Genomic DNA, 19,684 nt, shown 5'->3' on the forward strand with positions numbered 1-19,684 from the left:
CGCCGGGCGTGGGGCCGTTTTGGCGTTTCCACCCAGCGGGAATCGGTCTGTCGAGGCCGCCCGAATATGCATAGCGTCCGCTTCCATGACTCCTCTTTTGTGCGTTTGACGTTATCCAGATCACATTCTATGCTCCAACCCAAGCAACTGCTTGCTAGATCATCAAGCGGGTGCTTGGTTGGCTGGTGCTCGAAATCAGGCGTTCCCACCGGCCGATCCTTCTTTCGTCAGGTATTCGCCTGACGTTCGGTGCATACATGTGTTCTAGGAGTGCAGACATGAATCGTCGGCCCATTCTTGTTGCGGCAGTTGCCGTGACGGCTCTGGCTCTCGCGGGGTGTAGTGGTTCTTCGGAGTCCGAAGGTGGCGCGGATTCGCCGTACCGCGTCCTGCTGACCGGCGGGATCAGTGCGCAGGGTGTTCTCGCGGCGAACTCGCAGACTTCCCTGCTGGCCACGAAGGCCGGCGTTCAGGTCCAGAACGAGGCCGGGGGCATCGGCGGCCGCCAGATCGAGCTCACCACTGTCGATGACGCGGGTGATGCAACCATCGCCGTCACCAAGCTGCGCGAAGCCATCAACTCGGGGAACAAGCCTGACCTCTACCTCAACTCGGGTCCTTCGTCGATCGCGGCTGCGGTTCTCCCGATCCTCAAGCAGAACAACATCCTCTCGCTGAGCATGGCGCCTTCTCCCGATTCCACGGACCCCTCGAAGTTCCCGCTGAACTTCGACCTGGCTCCGGGCGCGACCGACACCGCTCGCGGCATCTCCGAGTATGCAAAGACCAAGGGCTACAGCAGCGTCGGAGTCCTGCACGGTAGTACCGCTTACGGTGAACTCTTCGGCGAGGAGATGACCGGTGCGCTCGAGAAGGTCGGTCTGAAGGCTGCCGGCAACGAAGAGTACGACGCCGCTGCTCTGGACATGACGGCGCAGTTGCAGTCCCTCAAGAATGCCGGTGCAACGGCAATCGCGTTGGACGCGTACGGCGCCCCGCTCGGATACGTGTTGCAGAGCCTGGAGCGACTCGGCTGGGACGTGCCGTTGATCGGCAACACGTCGGTCTCTGCCACCAACCTCATCGCCAATGATCCGCCCGCCGGTGTGCTCGGCACCCCGCAGGTGAAGAACCTGGTGACGCAGGTGTTCACCAGCACGGTGTTCGATCCGAACAACGCGCTCGTCAACACGATGGTGGACACGATGGCGTCGCTGGGCTCGATCCCGTCGACGCTGATCCTCGCGGACAACTACGACGCATTCCCCCTCGTCGCGGCAGCAGCGGAGAAGGTCGGCAGTTCGACCGATCCGAAGAAGCTCGCCGAAGCACTGGAAACCGCAGAGGTTCAGGAGAATGCCAAGACCGCATTCCTCTCGCGCTACAACTTCAGCTCTGACAACCACGGCCCGAACCCGGATACCAGTGAGCTGAAGTTCATCAGCCCGACGAAGATCCTCAACGGTCAGTTCGGAAACCCGGCTGCGTCATGACCATTCTGTGGTCCGGATTGGCGCTCGGCGCGGTCTACGTGCTGGTTGCCATCGGGTACAACATCGTTTTCGTTTCCTCCAACACTTTCAACTTCGCTCAAGCTCAGCTGATGATGGTGGGCACTTTCGTCGCCTACACGGGTCTCGTAACCCTGAAACTTCCCGTTCTCGTGGTGGCCGTCATGGCAACCGTGACCGTGATGCTCCTCGCCTCGGTCGAGGAGATCGTCGCGATCAGACCGGTGGCCGATCACCAGAACCAGCTGGTCACCACGCTTGGCGTTGCCACTCTGCTCAATGGTGCAACTCAATTGATTTGGGGTAGTGAACCTCTCACGGTTCCGTTCTTCGGATCGAACGAACCGATCACCCTACTCGGCGGCCGTACCTACCCGGTAGAGATCGCTCTGCTTGTTGCGGCTATTGCACTGGTCATCGGGTTGAGTTACGTCTCGAAGAAGACCATGACGGGTCTGGCTCTGATCGGCATCTCCGAGGATCGTGAAGCGGCGATGCTGCGAGGAGTCAATGTACGACGGTTGGCGCTGGGTGCGTTTGCCTTCTCGGGTGCATTGGCCGGTGTCCTCGGACTCCTTGTCGGCCCCAAGACGTTTGCAGTTGCGACGTTGGGTGCCGCGCTGGCCCTCAAGGGATTCGTGGCGTTGGCGATCGGCGGGTTCGGCTCTCTGCCAGGCGCTTTGATCGGCGGCCTGACCGTCGGCCTGGTGGAATCGTTCACCGCCCTGTGGGCGGGAAGTCAGTACAGCAATATCGCCGTCTTCACGGTGCTGATCATCATCTTGATGGTCAAACCTGCCGGCTTGTTCGGCAACGTCCGAGAACGGGTGGTGTGAAATGGTAAGCGCGTGGCGGACTTTCCGTTCCCTTCCGAGCTGGATCATCCCGCTGGTCCTGGCGGTAGTGATCTTGCTGCTGCCCGTGATGGGGCTCGACCTGTCGACATCACGGCAGATTCAATTGGCCTGCATCCTGGCACTTGTGGTCAGCGGCCTGAACCTGAGCCTCGGCTTTGCCGGTGAACTGGCGCTCGGCCAGGCCGCGATGTACGCGGCGGGTGCATACACCGCGGGTCTGATGTCCCAGGCCGGTCACACCGACATCCTGGTCCAGCTCGCTGCGGCCGGTGCCGTGGCATTGGGCGTCGGCATCTTGACTGGCGTTCCCGGTCTGCGACTGGGCAACTGGTCCCTGGCGATGACGTCGTTCTTCCTGGTGCTGCTGGTACCGGACGTACTGGCGATCTTCGGCGGCAAGACCGGCGGCCGAAACGGCCTCACCGGTATGGAGCCGCCGACGCTCTTCGGCTCCGAACTCGACACCCAGCAGTACTACATGGTGGTTGTCGTGGTGACCGTCCTCTGGTTCGCGGTGATGCGCAACCTGGTGGTCTCGCGCCACGGCATCGCGTTCCGCACGCTCAAGCAGTCGCCGGTGCTGGCGTCGTCGCAGGGTGTGTCGGTGTTCCGGATGAAACTGCTCGGCTATGCGATCGGTGCGTTCCCGGCCGGTCTGGCGGGTGCGTTGTTCGCCAATACCGACCTGTTCATCTCGCCGGAAGCCTTCGGGTTCACCTTTGCCACAGCGGTTCTGGCGGCGTCGATCCTGGGCGGTGCGGCAAGTGTGTACGGCGCCGTAGTCGGTGCCGCGATCATGCAGCTCGGTCCCAACCAGTCGACGGCATTTCAGGAATACTCGCTGATCTTCTACGGAGGCTTCCTGATCATCGGCGGTGTGCTGCTCTCCGGTGGGCTGACCAAGGTCGGGCGAGCGATCGTCTCGAAACTCGATCGCAGGGCCGGCCTGGGCGTAGTCACCGCAAAGGAAAACAGCGGCGGAACATTGGAACTGGCGCCGATCAACGGTGCACGGTTGGTGGTCGACGGAGTGTCCAAGGCATTCGGTGGCAACCAGGCTCTCAATGCGGCAACCCTGACCGCAGAGGCCGGTAAGGTCACCGCGTTGATCGGGCCAAACGGTTCGGGTAAGACGACCATGCTCAACATGATCTGCGGCTTCTACACCGCGGACGCCGGCGTGATCACAATCGGTGACACGGTGGTCTCGCAGTCGTCGCCGCACAAGGTAGCGCGCGTGGGTGTGGCGCGCACGTTCCAAACTCCGACGATTCCGGAGAACATCACGGTTCTGGAAGCTGTTGCATCCGGACGTTATTCGGTGCACCGCGCGTCGATGGCGTCGGCTGTGCTTCGCCTGCCCAGCTTCCGCAGGATCGCGAAGGCCGACATCGTCGAGGCCGAGCGTGTTCTCGAGCTCGTGGGGATGTCGCACCTGCGCAACGAGATCGCGACGTCGCTGCCCCTGGGGATGCGTCGCATGCTCGAAGTTGCTCGCGCCGTCATCGCCGAGCCGAGGGTCGTACTCTTCGACGAGGTTGCGTCCGGACTCGACGAGGACGAACTCGAACGCCTGGCAGACCTGATCCGGGTACTGCGAGATGCCGGGGCCACAGTGGTGTTGGTGGAGCACAACTTCCGCCTCGTGCTCTCGCTGGCCGACGAGATCGTGGTACTGGCGCAGGGGCAGGTGATCGCCACCGGCGATGCGGCGACGATCGAACATCACCCGCGCGTGTTGAGCGAATACCTCGGAGTCAAGTCCGGTGATGAGGATGCGCTGCTCGAAGAAATCGGCGCGGTAGACCATCAGACCAGCGAGGTGAAGTGATGGAACCGATTCTGAAGGTCCGTAACCTGCAGACCGGGTACGGCGATCTGCGCGTCGTCTGGGATGTCTCGTTCGACGTCTATCCCGGTCAGGTGACAGCCCTGCTCGGACGCAACGGTGCAGGCAAGACGAGCACGCTCCGTGCTCTGTCCGGCCTCAACAAGGTGGCCTCTGGAACCGTCGAAATGGACGGTGCCGACATCACCGGAGTTCCCGCGCACAAGCGGGTGCGGCAGGGTATGGCGTACGTGCAGGAGGGTAAGCGGGTCTTTCACAAGCAGACCGTCGAGCAGAATCTTCTGCTGGGCGGGTACACCCGCAAGGCAAAGCGCGGCGAGCTGATGGAATCCGTCGAGTCCATGTACGAGATGTTCCCGATCCTGGGGGAGAAGCGTGCGCTTCCCGCCGGTTCCATGTCGGGCGGTCAGCAGCAGATGCTCGCGATCGGCGCAGCGCTGATGGCGCAGCCGCGGTTGCTCCTTCTCGACGAACCGTCGGGCGGGCTGGCTCCGGTGATCGTCGGTGAGGTGATGGACCGCGTCCAGCAGCTCAAGGAAACCGGCCTGGCTGTTCTGCTGGTGGAGCAGGCAGTGGAGGCCGCGATGAGCGTCGCCGATCACGTGACGGTCCTCGACATCGGCAAGGTGGTCCTCGACGCCGACGCCAAGGACATCGACGACCTGGCAGTGCTCAAGGACGCGTACTTCGGACGCATCTGATCTGCAGCGATGTCACTTCAGCCCGGCCACGTAGGCCGGGCTGAAGTTGTTTTCCCGCTCCGTGGCACGGGGGCTGGCCAGCTCTGGACCATCGATCTACCGTCCAGCAAACAACCCCTGCGAGAGGCAAACTTGATGACTGCTCCCGACGTGCTCGCCCCGGCAAAGCTGGGCCCGGTGACCTTGCGAAATCGAATCATCAAGTCCGCGACATTCGAAGGCAAAACTCCCGACGCCCTGGTCACCGACGAGCTGATCGAGTTCCATCGCCGCCCGGCAGCCGGCGGAGTCGGGATGTCCACCGTCGCGTATTGCGCCGTCGCACCGGAAGGGCGCACCGAATACGGCCAGCTGTGGATGCGGCCCGATGCCCTCCCCGGACTGCGACGACTCACCGATGCCATTCACGCCGAAGGGGCAGCAGCATCGGCGCAGCTCGGGCACGCCGGCCCCGTCGCGAATCAGAAGTCGACCAGACTGCCTGCGCTGGCACCGTCGAGTTCGTTCAATCCGTTGAGCATGAGGATGATTCGCACTGCCACCACAGCGGACATCACCAGAATTGCGGCGGCGCACGGGAGCGCTGCGCGACTTGCCGTCGAGGCAGGATTCGACGCCGTCGAGATCCACTTCGGTCACAACTATTTCGCGAGCTCGTTCCTGAGTCCGAAACTCAACCGTCGTAAGGACTCCTACGGCGGATCGCTCGAGAACCGGGCTCGCGTCGTACTCGAAACTGCGCGCAGTGTGCGCGACGCCGTCGGCGACAAGATCGCGATCTTGGCCAAGCTGAACATGGACGACGGTGTGCCAGGCGGATTCTGGGTGGACGAAGCAATCCAGGTGGCGCAGTGGCTCGAGGCATCCGGAAGTGTCGATGCGCTCGAGTTGACGATGGGTAGCTCACTGCTCAACCCGATGTACCTGTTCAAGGGCGATGCGCCGATCCGCGAGTTTGCCGCCGCGATGCCGCAGCCTGTTCGGCTCGGTGTGCAGTTGGTGGGCAAGAGCATGTTGCATGCCTATCCGTACAAGCCGCTGTTCATGCTGGAAGAGGCTCGGCAGATCCGTGCTGCGGTGAAGCTGCCGCTCGTGCTGCTCGGCGGTGTCACGGACAAGGCGGGCATGGATACCGCAATGGCGGAAGGGTTCGAGTTCGTCGCCATGGCACGGGCACTGCTCAGAGAACCGGATCTGATCAATCGGATCGCAGCCGAATCCGATACCCAATCACTGTGCATCCACTGCAACAAGTGCATGCCTACGATCTTCAGTGGTGCCCGCTGCGTGTTGGTCCAACGCGTCTGAGCTGGTCAGCGCACACCACGTCCCGACATCCATGCGGATACCGGGTCGTGGGCCGTAGCGGATCAAGTTCGTGGTTGCTTCAACGCTCGGTTCAGTTCTGCGTGAAGACGTCGTAGGAGGCGTTCATCGTGGGGTAGCCGGTAGCCATGTAGTCGGTGAGGATGACGTGCGTCGGGTCACCGATGATGCGGGTCCCGTCGAGGGTGGGGTTGCCGGCGTAGTTGTTAGCCGCCATGACGGTCTGGACTCCGTCGGCCACGTTGTAGGTGACGTCGACACCGATGCCGCGCGGATCGCTACTGTAGGCGGTGACGATTTCGGTCGTGTGCGGAGCCAGGTAGGAGCGGGGGCCGTTGATCCACTGTCCGTAGGGGTTGGACGCGCTGTCCAGCAGCATCGGGTTGTCGGTGTTGTTGGTGATGGTCATGGCAACCGTCGGGCCGTCCGTCGGCATGGTGCCGGCGTTGGCGACCGCCGCGGTTCCCAGTGCGGTTCCGCCGAGAGCGAGGGCGATCGCGGTGACTGCTACGAAGCGAGTGGTGTTGGTACGCATGATGTCTGCTCCTGGGCTGGTGTGTGGTTGCCGTTCTCGGCGATGAATCAATCTTGTCGCGAATCAGGGCTGCTGTATGTCCGCCGACGGGGCCGTGGCGGGGTTGAATCGCGTGTCCCCCGATCGGGGGAGGCGCAAGTGCTCGCATTGCTGGTACGGGCGTGAGAAAGTGAGCAATGCGAGAAGGCACGAAGCCGGTGGTCGGCAAGGTTTCCGTGGTGGTCGGCGACGATCACCCGTTGTTTCGTGAGGGCGTGGTTCGGGCCCTGACCGGCAGTGACCGCATCGACGTTCTGGGCGAGGCCGACGACGGCGCAGCTGCGCTCGCAATGATTCGGGAATTACGTCCGAAGGTGGCGCTGATCGATTTCCGGATGCCCCACCTGGACGGGACCCAGGTGGCAGCAGCAGTGGTTCGAGACGAGTTGCCGACCAGGGTGCTCCTGCTCAGTGCTCACGACGAATCGTCCGTCGTGTATCAGGCTCTGCAGGCGGGTGCTGCCGGATTCCTGCCGAAGGAATCCACCAGGGCCGAGATCGTGAGCGCCGTGCTCGACTGCGCCGCGGGCCGAGATGTGTTGCCGCCCAGCATCGCTGCCGGACTGGTAGGCGAGGTGCGTCGCCGTAGCGAGCCGTCCGGCCCGACTCTCAGCGCCCGTGAGCGTGAAGTCCTCGGATTGATCGCACAGGGCGCCAGTATCCCCACCATCGCCTCCCAACTCTTTCTTGCGCCTTCGACCGTCAAAACCCACGTGCAGCGCCTCTACGAGAAACTCGGAGTCAACGATCGAGGCGCCGCCGTCGCCGCCGCGATGCGGCAGGGTCTGTTGGAGTGAACGGGAGTCACCGCAGTACGTACGTGACGTTCATGGCCGGGTAACCCGAGGTCATCGTCACCGTGACGTCGTGGCCGTCGGGGGCGTACGTTCCGCCGGCATCCGCCCTGGTCTTCGAGTTGGTGGCGCTGAAGACAAACACTCCACCGTCGTCGGAGCGGTACGTCAGCACGACGGGAAAGTCGTTCTGATTCTTGCTCGTGGCGACCACGTTGACGTTCATGTTCGGCAGGATGTAGTCGGCCGGCGGGACGATCCAGTCACCGTTCGGATTGGATGCGTCGACCAGATACAGGGCCCCGAAGCCCGAATTGCTGATCATCGCCGTCGTGACGGAAGTGTCGGTTATCGACTTCACAGCGTTCGCCCCGGCGGCGCGGGCGACCAGAGCTGCCATGCTGAGGCCGGAGAAGGAAATTGCTTCGGGTCGAATTGTGTTGGTAGCCATGATGTTTCTCCTCGATTTGTCGGTCTCGGTGACCGTGTGTTTCGGTGATGAGACAACTATGGCCCCGAAATCCCTTCGGGTCTGTCCACCTACGGGTCCGAGTGCTGGATGACATCGGTGTCCCCCGATCGGTGGACACCAACGCTCTCCACTGCCGTAGCCCACCCAGCGGGAGAACCCGTTCCTCTACCAACCAGTCCACTCGTAGCGTGACCACCATGACCGATCCTGACTTCTCCACCGCACCACTCGACGTCGTAGTCATCGGCGCCGGCGTCGCTGGCATGTACGCCATGCACCGACTTCGCGAGCAGGGGCTGCGTGTCCACGGCTTCGAGGCGGGCTCCGGAGTGGGCGGCACGTGGTATTTCAACCGCTACCCCGGCGCACGCTGTGACGTCGAGAGTTTCGACTACTCCTACTCGTTCTCCGAAGAGCTGCAACAGGATTGGGACTGGAGCGAGAAGTACGCCGCGCAACCGGAGATCCTCTCGTACCTCGATCACGTGGCTGATCGCTTCGACCTTCGCAGTGGCTTCACCTTCGACACACGCGTTCTGAGCGCACAGTTCGACGAGGGTACTGCCACGTGGCGAGTACAGACCGACGGCGGTCACGACGTCACCTCACGCTTCGTCGTGTGCGCCACGGGCAGCCTCTCGACCGCAAACGTTCCGAACATTGCGGGCCGTGAGACCTTCGGTGGCGATGTGTTCCACACCGGTTTCTGGCCGCACGAGGGCGTCGACTTCACCGGCAAACGCGTCGGTGTGATCGGCACCGGATCCTCGGGCATCCAGTCCGTTCCGTTGATCGCCGAGCAGGCCGATCATCTCTACGTGTTCCAGCGGTCCGCGAATTACAGTGTGCCGGCAGGAAACACGCCTCTCGATGACAAGCGCCGCGCCGAGATCAAGGCCGGCTACGCAGAGCGTCGAGCGCTGTCCAAGCGCAGTGGCGGTGGATCGCCGTTCGTTTCGGATCCTCGCAGCGCCCTCGAGGTCTCGGAGGCCGAGAGAAACGCGGCATACGAGGAGCGGTGGAAGCTCGGCGGTGTCCTGTTCGCCAAGACCTTCGCAGACCAGACGAGCAACATCGAGGCCAACGGGACAGCGGCAGCGTTTGCCGAACGCAAGATTCGCTCGGAAGTCCAGGATCAGGCGATCGCCGACCTGCTCATTCCGAACGACCACCCCATCGGAACCAAGCGGATTGTCACGGACACGAACTACTACCAGAGCTACAACCGTGACAACGTCAGCCTGGTAGATCTCAAGTCCGCACCGATCGAGGCGATCGACGAGGCTGGAATCAAGACGGCCGATGCGCACTACGAACTGGATGCGCTGGTGTTTGCCACCGGGTTCGACGCGATGACGGGAGCGCTCGATCGCATCGACATCCGCGGCCGCAATGGCGAGACGTTGCGCGAGAACTGGCATGCGGGTCCAAGGACGTATCTAGGCCTCGGAGTACACGGGTTCCCCAACCTGTTCATCGTCACCGGGCCGGGTAGCCCGAGTGTGCTGTCCAACATGATTCTCGCTGCCGAGCAGCACGTGGACTGGATCGCGGGCGCGATCAACCACCTCGATTCGGCGGGCATCGACACCATCGAACCGAGTGCCGAAGCCGTGGACAACTGGCTCGACGAATGCTCATGCCGGGCGTCGGCGACGCTGTTTCCATCCGCGAACTCCTGGTACATGGGAGCCAACATTCCGGGAAAGCCGAGGATATTCATGCCATTCATCGGAGGATTCGGTGTCTACTCCGACATCTGTGCAGACGTGGCAGCAGCGGGATACCGAGGCTTCGAACTGAACAGTGCGGTGCACGCATGAGTCGCCTCGAGGGTCTTCGTGTACTGGTGACAGGTGCGGCCGGCGGGATGGGCCGCTCACACTGCGAGCGTCTCGCCGACGAAGGCGCGTCCGTGATCGCGTTGGATGTCGTGCAGGCAAAGTCCGAGCTGGAGGAGACCGCCCAGGCGGTACGCGAGCGTGGAGGCGTGGCGGTCACCGGCGTCGCGGACATTCGTGACTTCGAAGATCTCGCCGCGGTAGTCGCCGATTGTGTCGCCGGACTCGGCGGGTTGGACGTCGTGGTCGCGAATGCAGGCGTGTACGACACGCCGGGACCGTCGTGGACCGTCGATCCTGCAGTGTGGAACCGCTCGCTCGACGTCAATCTGACCGGGGCGTGGCACACCGTCAAGGCCTGTGTTCCGCACTTCGGCGACGGTGGATCCGTCGTTCTGGTCAGCTCGACAGCGGGAATCAAAGGTATTGCCGGAGCGAGTCATTACAGCGCCGCCAAGCACGCCGTGGTGGGCCTGGCCAGAACGCTGGCCAACGAGTTGGGCGCGGAGGGTATTCGCGTCAACTCCGTGCATCCGGGTTCGGTACGTACCCCGATGATCATCAACGAGCGAGTGTTCGCGAACCTGTGCCCGGACATCGAGAATCCCACGGAAGCAGACGCCGCTGCAGTACTGAGCGCACGCAACCTGCTGCCTGTTCCCTGGGTCGATCCGGTGGATGTCAGCAATGCCGTCCTGTTTCTCGCATCCGTGGAGTCCCGCTACATGACCGGCTGTCAGTTGGTGGTCGACGCCGGCCTGACCCAGAAAGTGTGAATTGATGACTTCTCGATTGGAAGGCAAGATCGCGCTGATCACGGGTGCGGCACGAGGAATCGGCAGGGCTCAGGCCGTGCGATTCGCCGAAGAGGGTGCGGACATCATCGCGATCGACGTGTGCGCGTCGGTGGAAACGACAGTCACCCCGCCCGCGTCGGAATCCGATCTCGCCGAGACGGTAGCCCAGATCGAGGCACTGGGGCGAAAGGTCGAATCTGCGGTAGTGGACGTTCGGGATCTCGAGGCACTACGCAGCGCGGTGGACTCGGGGGTCGAAGCGCTCGGCGGACTCGACATCGTGTGCGCTACAGCTGGTATCACGTCTTCCGACGGGGCTCTGACGATGTCGGAAACGATGTGGCAGACCATGCTGGACGTGAACCTGACCGGGGTGTGGCACACCACGACGGTTGCGGCGCCGCACTTGATCGCGCGAGGTGGGGGATCGATGACACTCACCAGTTCCATCGCCGGACTGCGGGGGCTGGTCGGAGTTGCGCACTACACCGCAGCCAAGCATGGAGTCGTTGGTCTGATGCGTTCGCTGGCAAAGGAATTGGCGCCGCACAACGTGCGGGTCAACACCGTTCATCCCACCAACGTCGACACTCTGATGATTCAGAACCCGTTGGTGCGCGGCAAGTTCCGCCCCGATCTCGAGAACCCGACGCGCGAGGAATTCGCTGCGGCCGCGATGACGATGAACATGCTTGCCATTCCGTGGATCGAACCGGTGGACGTAGCGAATGCGGCACTGTTCCTGTCCTCCGACGAGGCCCGCTACATCACGTCGGTCGCCCTGCCGGTGGATGCGGGGAGTTCGTCCCGCTGAAGTTTTGAATAGCTGAGGTTTGTCGCGCTGGGTTCCGCCACGGTGTGTAGCGTCGGTTTCACCTAACCGAAAGGCGCACACCGTGGCGGAACGACGCTATCTGGAAGTCACCGTCGGGACCAACATCGTCATGGTCCTCGACCACCGCACGGTGGAGGTCTTCGACCGCACCGCCGCGAGCACGAGCGAAGTGGCTCGCTGGCATGTCGAACACATTGCGGTGAAGGCGAAACCGTCGAAATCGGGATTGAAGCTCACCATTGGAAACCGGCTCGCCGACGACTCCATCGCGGTAGCGGGTCCACGGGCATCGCTCACCGTTCCGCCGGAGAACGAAGCCGCCGTCGTCGCGTTCTTCGACGAGGTCAAGGCCGCTCGTACGTGACTCAGTCGCCCGCTGTCGCGCGCGCGGCAGCATGGGCGCCGGCAACACGACCGAACGCGAAGGCGTCGGCAATATGGAATCCACCGTCCTTCGCCGCGCTGTAGGTGGAACTCACTGCGCCCGCCGCATACAGCCCCGGAATCGGGCTACCGGCGGTGTCGAGGACGCGGGAATGACCGTCGCGGCGCGGCCCACCGCTACTCCATCCCAGCAGCGGTGGCCCGGAGACGGCGTAGAACGGAGCGGTTGCCACCGGGGCCAAAGTTTCCGGGTTGCGGCCGAAGGAATGGTCTACGCCGTCCGCGCACGCCTCGTTGTAGCGGTGCACACTTGTTTCCACGACGGCGGGGTCCAAGCCGAGCTTCCCGGCGAGTTCGGCAAGCGTGTCCGCTTTGACGATCCAACCCTTGTCGATCTCGGCTTGATTGTCCGAACTCCACTCGTACCCTTCGTCGAGGACCATGTGTCCGACGGGCAGTGCGTCGCGACCGGGGCTCAGCTGCCCAGCCAACCTCATCGTCTCGTCGAACACAATGTTCATCGGTTGCACCGGAAAGTGTTGGTAGGAACCCTCTCTGAACACATGACCGTGCCGCATTTCGGCTGACTCGTCGGTGAAGCGTCGACCTTCCCGGCTGAGGAACACATAGTTGTGCGCGTTCCACAGTGCGAGGAAGAATCCAGTCGGATTTTCGAGGTCGCCGGGGATTCCCGTAATGGTCATCATGTTGTTCATGTGCCATAGATCCGCGCCCACTGCCTGTGCCATCCGGTGGCCGTCGCCGGTTGCCGAAGGTGAGCCCCAGATCTTCGGATTCTCCAGGCGTAGGTAATCGCGCACCATGGCCGGATTTGCTTCGAAACCTCCGGTGGCAAGGATGACACCTCGGCGCGCATGGATCTGCGAAGTTTGTTCACCCGAACGGATCTCGACTCCGGTCACCGCTCCGGATTCATCCGTCAAGAGTCTGGTGGCTTCGGTGTCGAAAAGAGTTGTGATGCCGCGTTCAGCGAGAGCGGAAACGAGGAAGCGGTAGAGAAGTTCATTGCCCATCTTCCCTTCGATGGTATCCATCCCTGCGTAACAAGAACTTCCGTCGAGTTCGCCGTACTCCGCCGTGGAATGGAAATCGCCGGTCATCGCTACAGTTGCACCCAGCCTGCGGAGCCAGTCGGACAGTCCTTGCGTATTCTCTGCCCAGGCGTCGATGACGTCGTCGGCAACGATGAACGATCCGTTCAACGAACGCAGGAAGGTTCGGGCGGCAGCCGGGTCCTGGTTGACGAACCATCCACTACCGGACAGTCGAGTGTTGCCGCCCGCGGTATCGCGTCCACTCTTCTCCAGAATCACCACCGACGCGCCGTCAGCGTGTGCTTGGAGTGCTGCGGCGGATCCGGCAGCGCCCGATCCGATGACAATGACATCGACGTTGTTGTCCATGTCACAAAGCTATGGTCGGATGGTGGCGCCTCATACGTGCCTTCCCGGTGAGCGAGAGAAGGCCTGTTCCGGACATTCGCCTGAGGATCAGTGGGTGCACATCAGGTACTCAGCTGTTGGGTCTCGACTTGAATAGCTGGACCGCACTGAGTGTTGCGACAATCGGCCAACACACAACGGCGATCCATACACTGGTTGAACGCTCGCCTTGAACGAGATCGTAAATTGCGAGGGCAGTCAGCAGAATCCCGATCCCGAATGCGATCCAGTTCAGAGTTCTGATGCGGGAGGCAGTTGGTGACGTCATTGAGAAACCCTACGCGACTTCTCGCGACCGTTCGGGAGAATTCCCAGGCCGGGAGGGATGGCGGAATACTAGTATCGCTCGCGATCTCGACGCGATATCAGGAGTGGATGCGCGGCATGCCCGGGTCGGAGTTGTCGATGACGCAGTCGGCTCGGGTCCAGGGTTTTGCAGCGGCGAAGTAAAGCCGTTGCCCGCCCACATATCTGTTCATCGAAGGATGATCCGGATCCGCGTTCGTTCCGTCGCGAAGGTTCATTCGCCGCGCGGTCTCCTCGAAGGGCACATCGAGGAAGATCGAATAGTCCCATCGTTCGGCGAGTTCGTCTCGATGCAGGAAGAGTCCTTCGACAAGGACTATCGCTCCATCGGCTGCATGCAGGTACGCGTCGCTGTCCCGCCGTTGTCGGTACCTTCTGCTCCCGCCCCGCCCCAACGGATCGAGAACATGTCGTTCGAGGGCGTCGTAGTCGTAGCTGTCGAGCCAGAAGCCTTCCGGTGATTGCCGACCTCTACGATGACGAATCTCCGGCGGATTCAGAAAGGCATCGACGTGAATCACGATGGCTGTGCGTGCATTCAGCTGCGCTGTAAGGCTTTTCGCGAATGTCGTCTTGCCGATCCCATCGACACCGTCGATCGCGACGAGAGGCGAGCCGCGCAACGCGGATATTTCGGCGGCTAAGGTTTCGAAGACCGACGCAGTGCTCATCGATCAATTCCTACTGCACTCGCAGCGACACGAAGAGGCCCCGTGTCGTACAGGATTCGGTGTCCGTCTTCGAGAACACGTCGAGTGCCCGCGTCGAGCGGAACGTCCGCCCAGCTCTCGCTCGCGAAATTCAGCTCGACGAGGAGGCCGGACCGTAGGCGGAAGCGTCGTTCTCGAACTGGCCCCCAGTTTGCGGCTCCGATGAATCGCGCGTCGGGGCGGAGCCGCACGAACCAGTCTTCATTTGCGAGCGCGTTCGCGTCGTCGGCCAGGATCATCAGATCAAGATCACTCGCCATACGCTCCGCGCCGCGCGCGTAGGACCCGACCAGCGCTACAGCCTTGACTCCGTCGTGTTCACCGGCCCATTGTTCGACGTCGACGAGCAAAGCGTTGACCGCGCGCCTACGTCCCTTCAATCGTGCTGACATACCGGCATCATTCCCCACCGTCACCGCTGTCCGTAGCTTCGCTGGTACCTCTATCCTGGAACTGTCAGTGATGAACCAGGGGAGGGATGCGTATGTCCAAGGAAGTATCGGCAGGTCCGGCTGTTGGTGCGATGGTCCTTGTTGCAGGCTTGATCTGGACTGGGTTTCCGCTCGACGCATATTCGGTTGTCGCCGTGATTTTTGCAATCTGCGGGGGATTCATCACCTGGATCTACCTGCGCGAGAACGTAGATGGCGTCCCATACACAGCGACGAAAGAAGGCAGTCGATGAAGGCAATCATCGTGTGTACCTCTGTCTCCCATGGCAATACGAAGCGTATCGCCGACGTCATCGGAGAAGTTCTCGATGCTCGCGTGGTCGAGCCCGGTGACATCGACGCCGCGCAGCTCGCCGACTACGACCTGGTGGGCTTCGGCTCCGGCATCTACCTACGCTCGTACCACGAAGATCTACGCTCGTTCATCGAGGCACTCCCCGAAGAACGGCGATCCAAGGCTTTTGTCTTCGCCACCAGTGGTTTTCCCGACAAGGGGATTCATCGCTTCTCGCGTCCACTGGTTCAGCTGCTCGAGCAGAAGGGCTTCGATGTGGTCGCAGCCTTCTCGTCCCGCGCGTGGGATACGTATTTTCCGTTCAAGCCGTTCGGAGGTATCCGGAAGGGGCGGCCGAACGCCGACGACTTGGAATCGGCGCGCACGTTCGCCGAAGTCCTACGCGGTAGCGTTCAGGACAGCTTGCCCGGCACCGGGTAGCTGCGCAGGCTCATCTCCAGCTCACCGGCGTCGGCAAGGTCGTTGATCGTCTGACGCAGAGCGCCACACGTCCGCTGAGCGTTGGCTCGACCGTTCTCACGCCCCAGTTCCGGGCACACCACTTGCGACTCTTCGAGCCATTGAACGCTGGTGTGCGCTTCGCTGTATTTCTCGACCAGAACGCGGTTTCCGCAGTTCCGACAGCTGACCTGACGCATCAGCGTGCAATCAGATCGGCCGGTGACCAGAACGCGCGCATGCTCGTGATCTTGGCGTCCGCGTCGAAAGTCATGACGTCGATCGGTTCGACCTCGTAGACCTGATCGCCCACCGGTGTGACGACGCGGAAGTGGAAGGCCGCGCTGGATCCGCTCACCCGCAAGGTGAGAAGCTCCGTCTCTTGCGAACCGCCCTCGAGAGCGCCGTAGAACTCGGTGATCGCAGCTTTGCCGACACGGGGTTCGCTGCCGACCGGGTCTTCGAGTGTCGCGTTCTCGGCGTAGAGGGCGGCGATGTCCGCTGACGATCCGCGAGCCACGGCGTCGAGGTAGGTGGTAACCGTCGCCGTGATCGCGGCCGTGGTGTCTGGTTCGAGAGTGGTCATCGAGTTAGTCCGATCAGTCGAGAAGTTCAGGGTCTGACAACTACTTCGGACGCTATCGGTGCCGTCTCGATTCGGCGTCGCAATCTCCCACGCAGCGGGACGGCCCGCAAGAAATTCAGGCGTCGAAGCGTCCGAAGCCGCCGCGGTAGAACAGAAGCGGACCGTCGTGGCGCAGCACGTTCAGATCGGTGATGCGTGCGACGACGATGGTGTGATCACCGGCGTCGTGCTCCTGCTCGACGGTGGCCTCGATGCGAGCGAGTGCGCCGCTGAGCGCCGGAGCACCGTTGCCGGCCGCGTCCCACTCGACGCCGAGGAACTTGTCGGTCCCGCCGCGAGCGAACGCCGAACACATGTCCTGCTGATCGTGGGCGAGAACATTGATGCAGAGAGTTCCGGATTCGCGAAGCTTCGGCCAACTTGTCGACGTCTTCGCCGGGCAGAACGAAAGCAACGGGGGATCGAGCGATACCGAGACCAGAGACTGGCAGGTGAAGCCGAGGGGTGAATCTCCATCGTGAGCGGTGATGACGGTGACGCCAGTGCAGAAATTGCTCATCACGTTGCGAAGTGTGCGTCCGTCCAGAACTGGCGGCTCGGCGTTTTCCACGGTCATGTCGTCTCCTTGTTCAAATCTCTGTTCAAAACTCTGCAAACAGCTTCAGAAGCAACGATGTGTGGCGCCGCGGTCGTAATCCAGCGGCAGTCCCACTCAATGGCAGCAATGGCTTCTCGCCACGGGTTCGGACCGACCGAGTGTCAGGTGGAGGGGTCTCGGGCAAATTGATCCCGCTCAGCGGTCCGTTCGGATTCTACGAAACCAGCAAATCACCAGTGATTGTTAGACTTCGGGCATGTCCGAACCTGATGACGTGTCCCGAGGACTTCCCGCTACCAGCTGGGCAGTGCTCGGGATGCTGACGTTCGGGGAGGAACTGACCGGAAACGATTTGAAGAAGTGGGCCGACTGGAGTGTCGGCTTCTTCTACTGGAGCCCGTCCATCAGCCAGGTCTACGCAGAGCTGAAGAAGCTCGAAAGCATCGGATTCGTGGAGTCCCGGGTCGTTTCCGAGCCCGGGGTGCGGGGCAAGCGCCTCTACTCGATCACCCAATCAGGAACCGACGCCGTCCGGACGTGGTCACGGGAGGCGCCGGTGGAAGTCCCGGTGCTCAAGCACGGCGTCATGTTGCGTCTGTGGATGGGACACCTCAACGAACCCGAGCGACTGAAGGCACTGGTCGAAGCCCATATCGCCAACGTCGAAGAGCAAATTCGACGCGCGAAACTTCACGCAGATCATGCCGAGAACGAGCCGGCCTGGTCGTTCCCGGTCATGACACTGCGCTGGTCGGAACGGTACTTCCGAGCCGAGATCGACCTTGCTCGCGAACTACTCGAAGACATCGACCGTGCATCCGCCGAGTTCGCGAACGTCGCCGAGCACGACCGACTGGGATCGCCGTTGCCCTCGACGCCCGGCAGATGGAAGAACGTCGAGGAATACGTGTTGGCACTCGAGCAAGCCGGGCTCACCGGCAACGGCTCGAATATCTGAGTCAGGCCCCGGCTGCGGTCGGCATGTTGCGCAACAGGTGACGACGCTGCAACGTCGGAGTGACGCTCAGCGATCCGCCGTCGATGCCGCGCCAAATGGCAGCGGCCGCCATCCGAACCGGCGCTGCGCTGACGTGGTCGAGTCGGAGAGCCTTCGACGGCGCGCAGATGGATACCGCGGCAACAGCGCGGCCGATGGGGCCGATCGGTGCCGCAAGACAGCTGAATCCCGGTAGGCCGTTTCCGGTTTCGAATGCCACCCCTGATTCGCGAATCCTGGCGAGGTGGGGCAGTGCGTAGCCCGAGGACTTCGGCGAACCGAATGCAAGCAGTGCCTGACCGATCGCGGTGGTCTCGGCCCGGCGTCGACCACCCACACGCGTCGGCACCGCGGCAGCGAGGCGTCCGCCGATCTTCTCCATGTAGACCACATCGGGCCCGTCGAGGATGCCGAGGTGAACCACGAAGCCGGTGACGCGGTAGAGCTCGTGGAGGAGCGGCATGGCTGCAGCGTGGAGGCGGTCTTGATGAACCGCGAGCGATCCCAGTTCGACGAGGCGCATACCGAGTTCGTAGTCGCGGCCGTCGCGGCGCAGCCAACGCATCGAGACGAGACGTTCGAGCATGCGGTGGGCAGACGAGCGTGGCAGGCCCGTGCTCCGAACGACCTGAGCGAGCGTCAACCTGCCGGGACCGTCGAAGGCGTCGAGAACCAGCGAGACGCGATCGAGAATTGCTGTCGGGGCCGAATCGGCGCCTAAAGCATCCACAGCCTGCAGTGTCATCGTGTACCTCACTTCTCTTAGAGCTCCACAACCAGTGAACTGGCTATTTCAATTAGAAATAGTGTCATAGAGTTCCGGATTTGTGAAGTGGATCACCGGTCTGTTTTCGGGCGCGTCACGGTGGAAACGACGAAGGGGCTTGCGCGAATGCTCGCGCAAGCCCCTTCGTCTGTTTACTACCGGCGGGTACTACATCGTCACCGGCAGGTACTACATAGCTGCCAGCGGTTCGCTTCCGGACCAGTCGTGGCCCCAGTAGCTGTCAGCGGTGATCTCCTCGGAGGAGTACGAGTCCTGATCCACCTTCGCGCCCTCGGTGCCGAACTCGATGTCCCAGCCGCCGGGTGCGCGGACGTAGAAGGAGATCATCTTGTCGTTGGTGTGGCGACCCAAGGTCGACGACACGGAGAATCCGTCCTTCATCACTCGGTCGAGAGCCTGGCCGACAGCGTCGAGGGTGTCGACCTCGACCATGATGTGAATCAGGCCGGGTGCGCCGCCGTGCGGTGCCGGGCACAGGGCCAAGCTGTGGTGACGCTCGTTGACGCCCATGAAACGGATTCGCAGCGGCCCGAATTCGGGCGGGGCCGGCAGGCGGAAGGCGCCGCGCGGGTAGAAGCCGAGCACCTCGGTGTAGAAGTCGAAGCTCGCAGCACTGTCCATCACCGGGAGCACGACGTGGCCGAGACCCTGTGCGCCGGTGACGAATCGAGCGCCGAAGGGCGTCACCACGGGGCTGTGGTCGAGGATCGCGCCGTGGAAGACCTCGATGGCTGCTCCACCGGGATCGGTGAAGGCGATGACCTCTTCGACCCGTCGAGCATCCGCTTCGGCGAGCGAAAGCTGCTCCACCTCGGTGCCGTTCTTTTCGAGGGACTCCTGAACGCGGCGCAGTGCGGCGTGATCGGCGACCTCCCAACCGATGTTGACGATCTCGTCGCGCTCACCCTCGACGACGACGATGCGAGCAGCACGCTCGTCGAGTCGTAGGTAGAGAGCGTTCTCGTCCGGCCCACTGCCCTTGGCGAATCCGAGAACATCGAAAGCGAAAGTGCGCCAACGTGCCATGTCGTTGGTCGAGATCTTGACGTAGCCAAGTCCCTTGATGTCAGTGTGTGTCATCGTGTTCTGTTCCTGTCGATTTCTTGTGTCG

General features: G+C 62.3%; 23 protein-coding genes. 13 read left to right on the top strand and 10 right to left on the bottom strand.

The genetic code is table 11. The features are described 5' to 3' along the window. Window positions 1-278: 278 nt before the first annotated feature. The 5 genes from AC2ETI_RS16070 (at window position 279) to AC2ETI_RS16090 (ending at window position 6,226) form a co-directional block, all read left to right on the top strand. Window positions 279-1,493, top strand: coding sequence for an ABC transporter substrate-binding protein (locus tag AC2ETI_RS16070; RefSeq protein WP_019749387.1), 1,215 nt, complete (start codon window positions 279-281; stop codon window positions 1,491-1,493). Continuing rightward, a complete protein-coding gene (locus AC2ETI_RS16075; protein WP_019749388.1) occupies window positions 1,490-2,347 on the top strand; it encodes a branched-chain amino acid ABC transporter permease in 858 nt (285 codons plus the stop codon). The genes AC2ETI_RS16070 and AC2ETI_RS16075 overlap by 4 nt, the downstream gene beginning before the upstream one ends. Before the next feature lies 1 nt (window position 2,348). Next, window positions 2,349-4,199: a branched-chain amino acid ABC transporter ATP-binding protein/permease gene (locus AC2ETI_RS16080; RefSeq protein WP_355334015.1), complete on the top strand. Its 1,851-nt coding sequence runs from the start codon at window positions 2,349-2,351 to the stop codon at window positions 4,197-4,199. Continuing rightward, window positions 4,199-4,918: an ABC transporter ATP-binding protein gene (locus AC2ETI_RS16085; RefSeq protein WP_020723665.1), complete on the top strand. Its 720-nt coding sequence runs from the start codon at window positions 4,199-4,201 to the stop codon at window positions 4,916-4,918. The genes AC2ETI_RS16080 and AC2ETI_RS16085 overlap by 1 nt, the downstream gene beginning before the upstream one ends. Window positions 4,919-5,050: 132 nt before the next feature. Continuing rightward, window positions 5,051-6,226 carry an NADH:flavin oxidoreductase gene (locus AC2ETI_RS16090; RefSeq protein ID WP_483634173.1) on the top strand — a complete coding sequence of 392 codons (1,176 nt, stop codon included), beginning with the start codon at window positions 5,051-5,053 and terminating at the stop codon, window positions 6,224-6,226. 91 nt (window positions 6,227-6,317) lie between these two features. Here the strand turns inward: AC2ETI_RS16090 and AC2ETI_RS16095 are convergent, their stop codons facing one another. Next, window positions 6,318-6,779 (bottom strand): hypothetical protein, encoded by a 462-nt coding sequence (locus AC2ETI_RS16095; protein ID WP_019749392.1) that lies wholly within the window; start codon window positions 6,777-6,779, stop codon window positions 6,318-6,320. A gap of 176 nt (window positions 6,780-6,955) precedes the next feature. On the opposite strand from AC2ETI_RS16095, the gene AC2ETI_RS16100 reads away from it, so the two are divergent. Then, window positions 6,956-7,615, top strand: coding sequence for a response regulator (locus AC2ETI_RS16100; RefSeq protein ID WP_019749393.1), 660 nt, complete (start codon window positions 6,956-6,958; stop codon window positions 7,613-7,615). A gap of 7 nt (window positions 7,616-7,622) precedes the next feature. Here the strand turns inward: AC2ETI_RS16100 and AC2ETI_RS16105 are convergent, their stop codons facing one another. Then, window positions 7,623-8,063 (bottom strand): hypothetical protein, encoded by a 441-nt coding sequence (locus AC2ETI_RS16105; RefSeq protein WP_019749394.1) that lies wholly within the window; start codon window positions 8,061-8,063, stop codon window positions 7,623-7,625. 218 nt (window positions 8,064-8,281) lie between these two features. On the opposite strand from AC2ETI_RS16105, the gene AC2ETI_RS16110 reads away from it, so the two are divergent. The 4 genes from AC2ETI_RS16110 to AC2ETI_RS16125 all read left to right on the top strand — a co-directional run bounded on the left by AC2ETI_RS16110 (window position 8,282) and on the right by AC2ETI_RS16125 (window position 11,921). Continuing rightward, window positions 8,282-9,907, top strand: a complete 1,626-nt coding sequence (locus tag AC2ETI_RS16110; RefSeq protein WP_483634121.1) for a flavin-containing monooxygenase — start codon at window positions 8,282-8,284, stop codon at window positions 9,905-9,907. After that, on the top strand, window positions 9,904-10,701 hold the full coding sequence (locus AC2ETI_RS16115; protein ID WP_483634122.1) for a mycofactocin-coupled SDR family oxidoreductase: 798 nt from the start codon (window positions 9,904-9,906) through the stop codon (window positions 10,699-10,701). Before AC2ETI_RS16110 ends, AC2ETI_RS16115 begins: the two co-directional genes overlap by 4 nt. A 4-nt stretch (window positions 10,702-10,705) precedes the next feature. Beyond that, window positions 10,706-11,536, top strand: a complete 831-nt coding sequence (locus tag AC2ETI_RS16120; protein WP_020968781.1) for a mycofactocin-coupled SDR family oxidoreductase — start codon at window positions 10,706-10,708, stop codon at window positions 11,534-11,536. An 82-nt stretch (window positions 11,537-11,618) separates the two neighbouring features. After that, window positions 11,619-11,921, top strand: a complete 303-nt coding sequence (locus AC2ETI_RS16125; protein WP_020906608.1) for a hypothetical protein — start codon at window positions 11,619-11,621, stop codon at window positions 11,919-11,921. Between the two features lies 1 nt (window position 11,922). Here the strand turns inward: AC2ETI_RS16125 and AC2ETI_RS16130 are convergent, their stop codons facing one another. The 3 genes from AC2ETI_RS16130 to AC2ETI_RS16140 form a co-directional block, all read right to left on the bottom strand. After that, complete coding sequence (locus AC2ETI_RS16130) at window positions 11,923-13,365, bottom strand: FAD-dependent oxidoreductase (RefSeq protein ID WP_046378130.1); 1,443 nt, start codon at window positions 13,363-13,365, stop codon at window positions 11,923-11,925. A gap of 404 nt (window positions 13,366-13,769) precedes the next feature. After that, a complete protein-coding gene (locus AC2ETI_RS16135; protein WP_483634123.1) occupies window positions 13,770-14,381 on the bottom strand; it encodes a uridine kinase in 612 nt (203 codons plus the stop codon). Next, window positions 14,378-14,812: a nucleotidyltransferase domain-containing protein gene (locus tag AC2ETI_RS16140; RefSeq protein WP_084325722.1), complete on the bottom strand. Its 435-nt coding sequence runs from the start codon at window positions 14,810-14,812 to the stop codon at window positions 14,378-14,380. The genes AC2ETI_RS16135 and AC2ETI_RS16140 overlap by 4 nt, the downstream gene beginning before the upstream one ends. A 92-nt stretch (window positions 14,813-14,904) precedes the next feature. Between AC2ETI_RS16140 and AC2ETI_RS16145 the strand changes: the two genes are divergently transcribed. After that, window positions 14,905-15,105: a hypothetical protein gene (locus tag AC2ETI_RS16145; RefSeq protein WP_483634124.1), complete on the top strand. Its 201-nt coding sequence runs from the start codon at window positions 14,905-14,907 to the stop codon at window positions 15,103-15,105. Then, window positions 15,102-15,587, top strand: coding sequence for a flavodoxin family protein (locus AC2ETI_RS16150; protein WP_020906614.1), 486 nt, complete (start codon window positions 15,102-15,104; stop codon window positions 15,585-15,587). The genes AC2ETI_RS16145 and AC2ETI_RS16150 overlap by 4 nt, the downstream gene beginning before the upstream one ends. On the opposite strand, the gene AC2ETI_RS16155 is transcribed toward AC2ETI_RS16150, so the two are convergent. The 3 genes from AC2ETI_RS16155 to AC2ETI_RS16165 form a co-directional block, all read right to left on the bottom strand. Further along, a complete protein-coding gene (locus AC2ETI_RS16155) occupies window positions 15,560-15,805 on the bottom strand; it encodes a hypothetical protein (RefSeq protein ID WP_020906615.1) in 246 nt (81 codons plus the stop codon). The genes AC2ETI_RS16150 and AC2ETI_RS16155 overlap by 28 nt on opposite strands. Continuing rightward, on the bottom strand, window positions 15,805-16,191 hold the full coding sequence (locus tag AC2ETI_RS16160) for a nuclear transport factor 2 family protein (RefSeq protein ID WP_020906616.1): 387 nt from the start codon (window positions 16,189-16,191) through the stop codon (window positions 15,805-15,807). Before AC2ETI_RS16160 ends, AC2ETI_RS16155 begins: the two co-directional genes overlap by 1 nt. Before the next feature lie 115 nt (window positions 16,192-16,306). Continuing rightward, on the bottom strand, window positions 16,307-16,807 hold the full coding sequence (locus AC2ETI_RS16165; protein ID WP_020906617.1) for a flavin reductase family protein: 501 nt from the start codon (window positions 16,805-16,807) through the stop codon (window positions 16,307-16,309). A 238-nt stretch (window positions 16,808-17,045) separates the two neighbouring features. Here AC2ETI_RS16165 and AC2ETI_RS16170 point away from each other — a divergent pair, with 238 nt between their 5' ends. Further along, on the top strand, window positions 17,046-17,747 hold the full coding sequence (locus tag AC2ETI_RS16170; protein WP_020968789.1) for a PadR family transcriptional regulator: 702 nt from the start codon (window positions 17,046-17,048) through the stop codon (window positions 17,745-17,747). Window position 17,748: 1 nt separating this feature from the next. On the opposite strand, the gene AC2ETI_RS16175 is transcribed toward AC2ETI_RS16170, so the two are convergent. Together AC2ETI_RS16175 and bphC are read right to left on the bottom strand one after the other, a co-directional pair. Next, window positions 17,749-18,531, bottom strand: coding sequence for an IclR family transcriptional regulator (locus AC2ETI_RS16175; protein ID WP_020968790.1), 783 nt, complete (start codon window positions 18,529-18,531; stop codon window positions 17,749-17,751). A gap of 210 nt (window positions 18,532-18,741) precedes the next feature. Next, window positions 18,742-19,653, bottom strand: a complete 912-nt coding sequence (gene bphC / locus AC2ETI_RS16180; RefSeq protein ID WP_020968791.1) for a biphenyl-2,3-diol 1,2-dioxygenase — start codon at window positions 19,651-19,653, stop codon at window positions 18,742-18,744. Between the last annotated feature and the right edge of the window lie 31 nt (window positions 19,654-19,684).

The organism is Rhodococcus sp. MurmanLake-1, assembly GCF_056945715.1.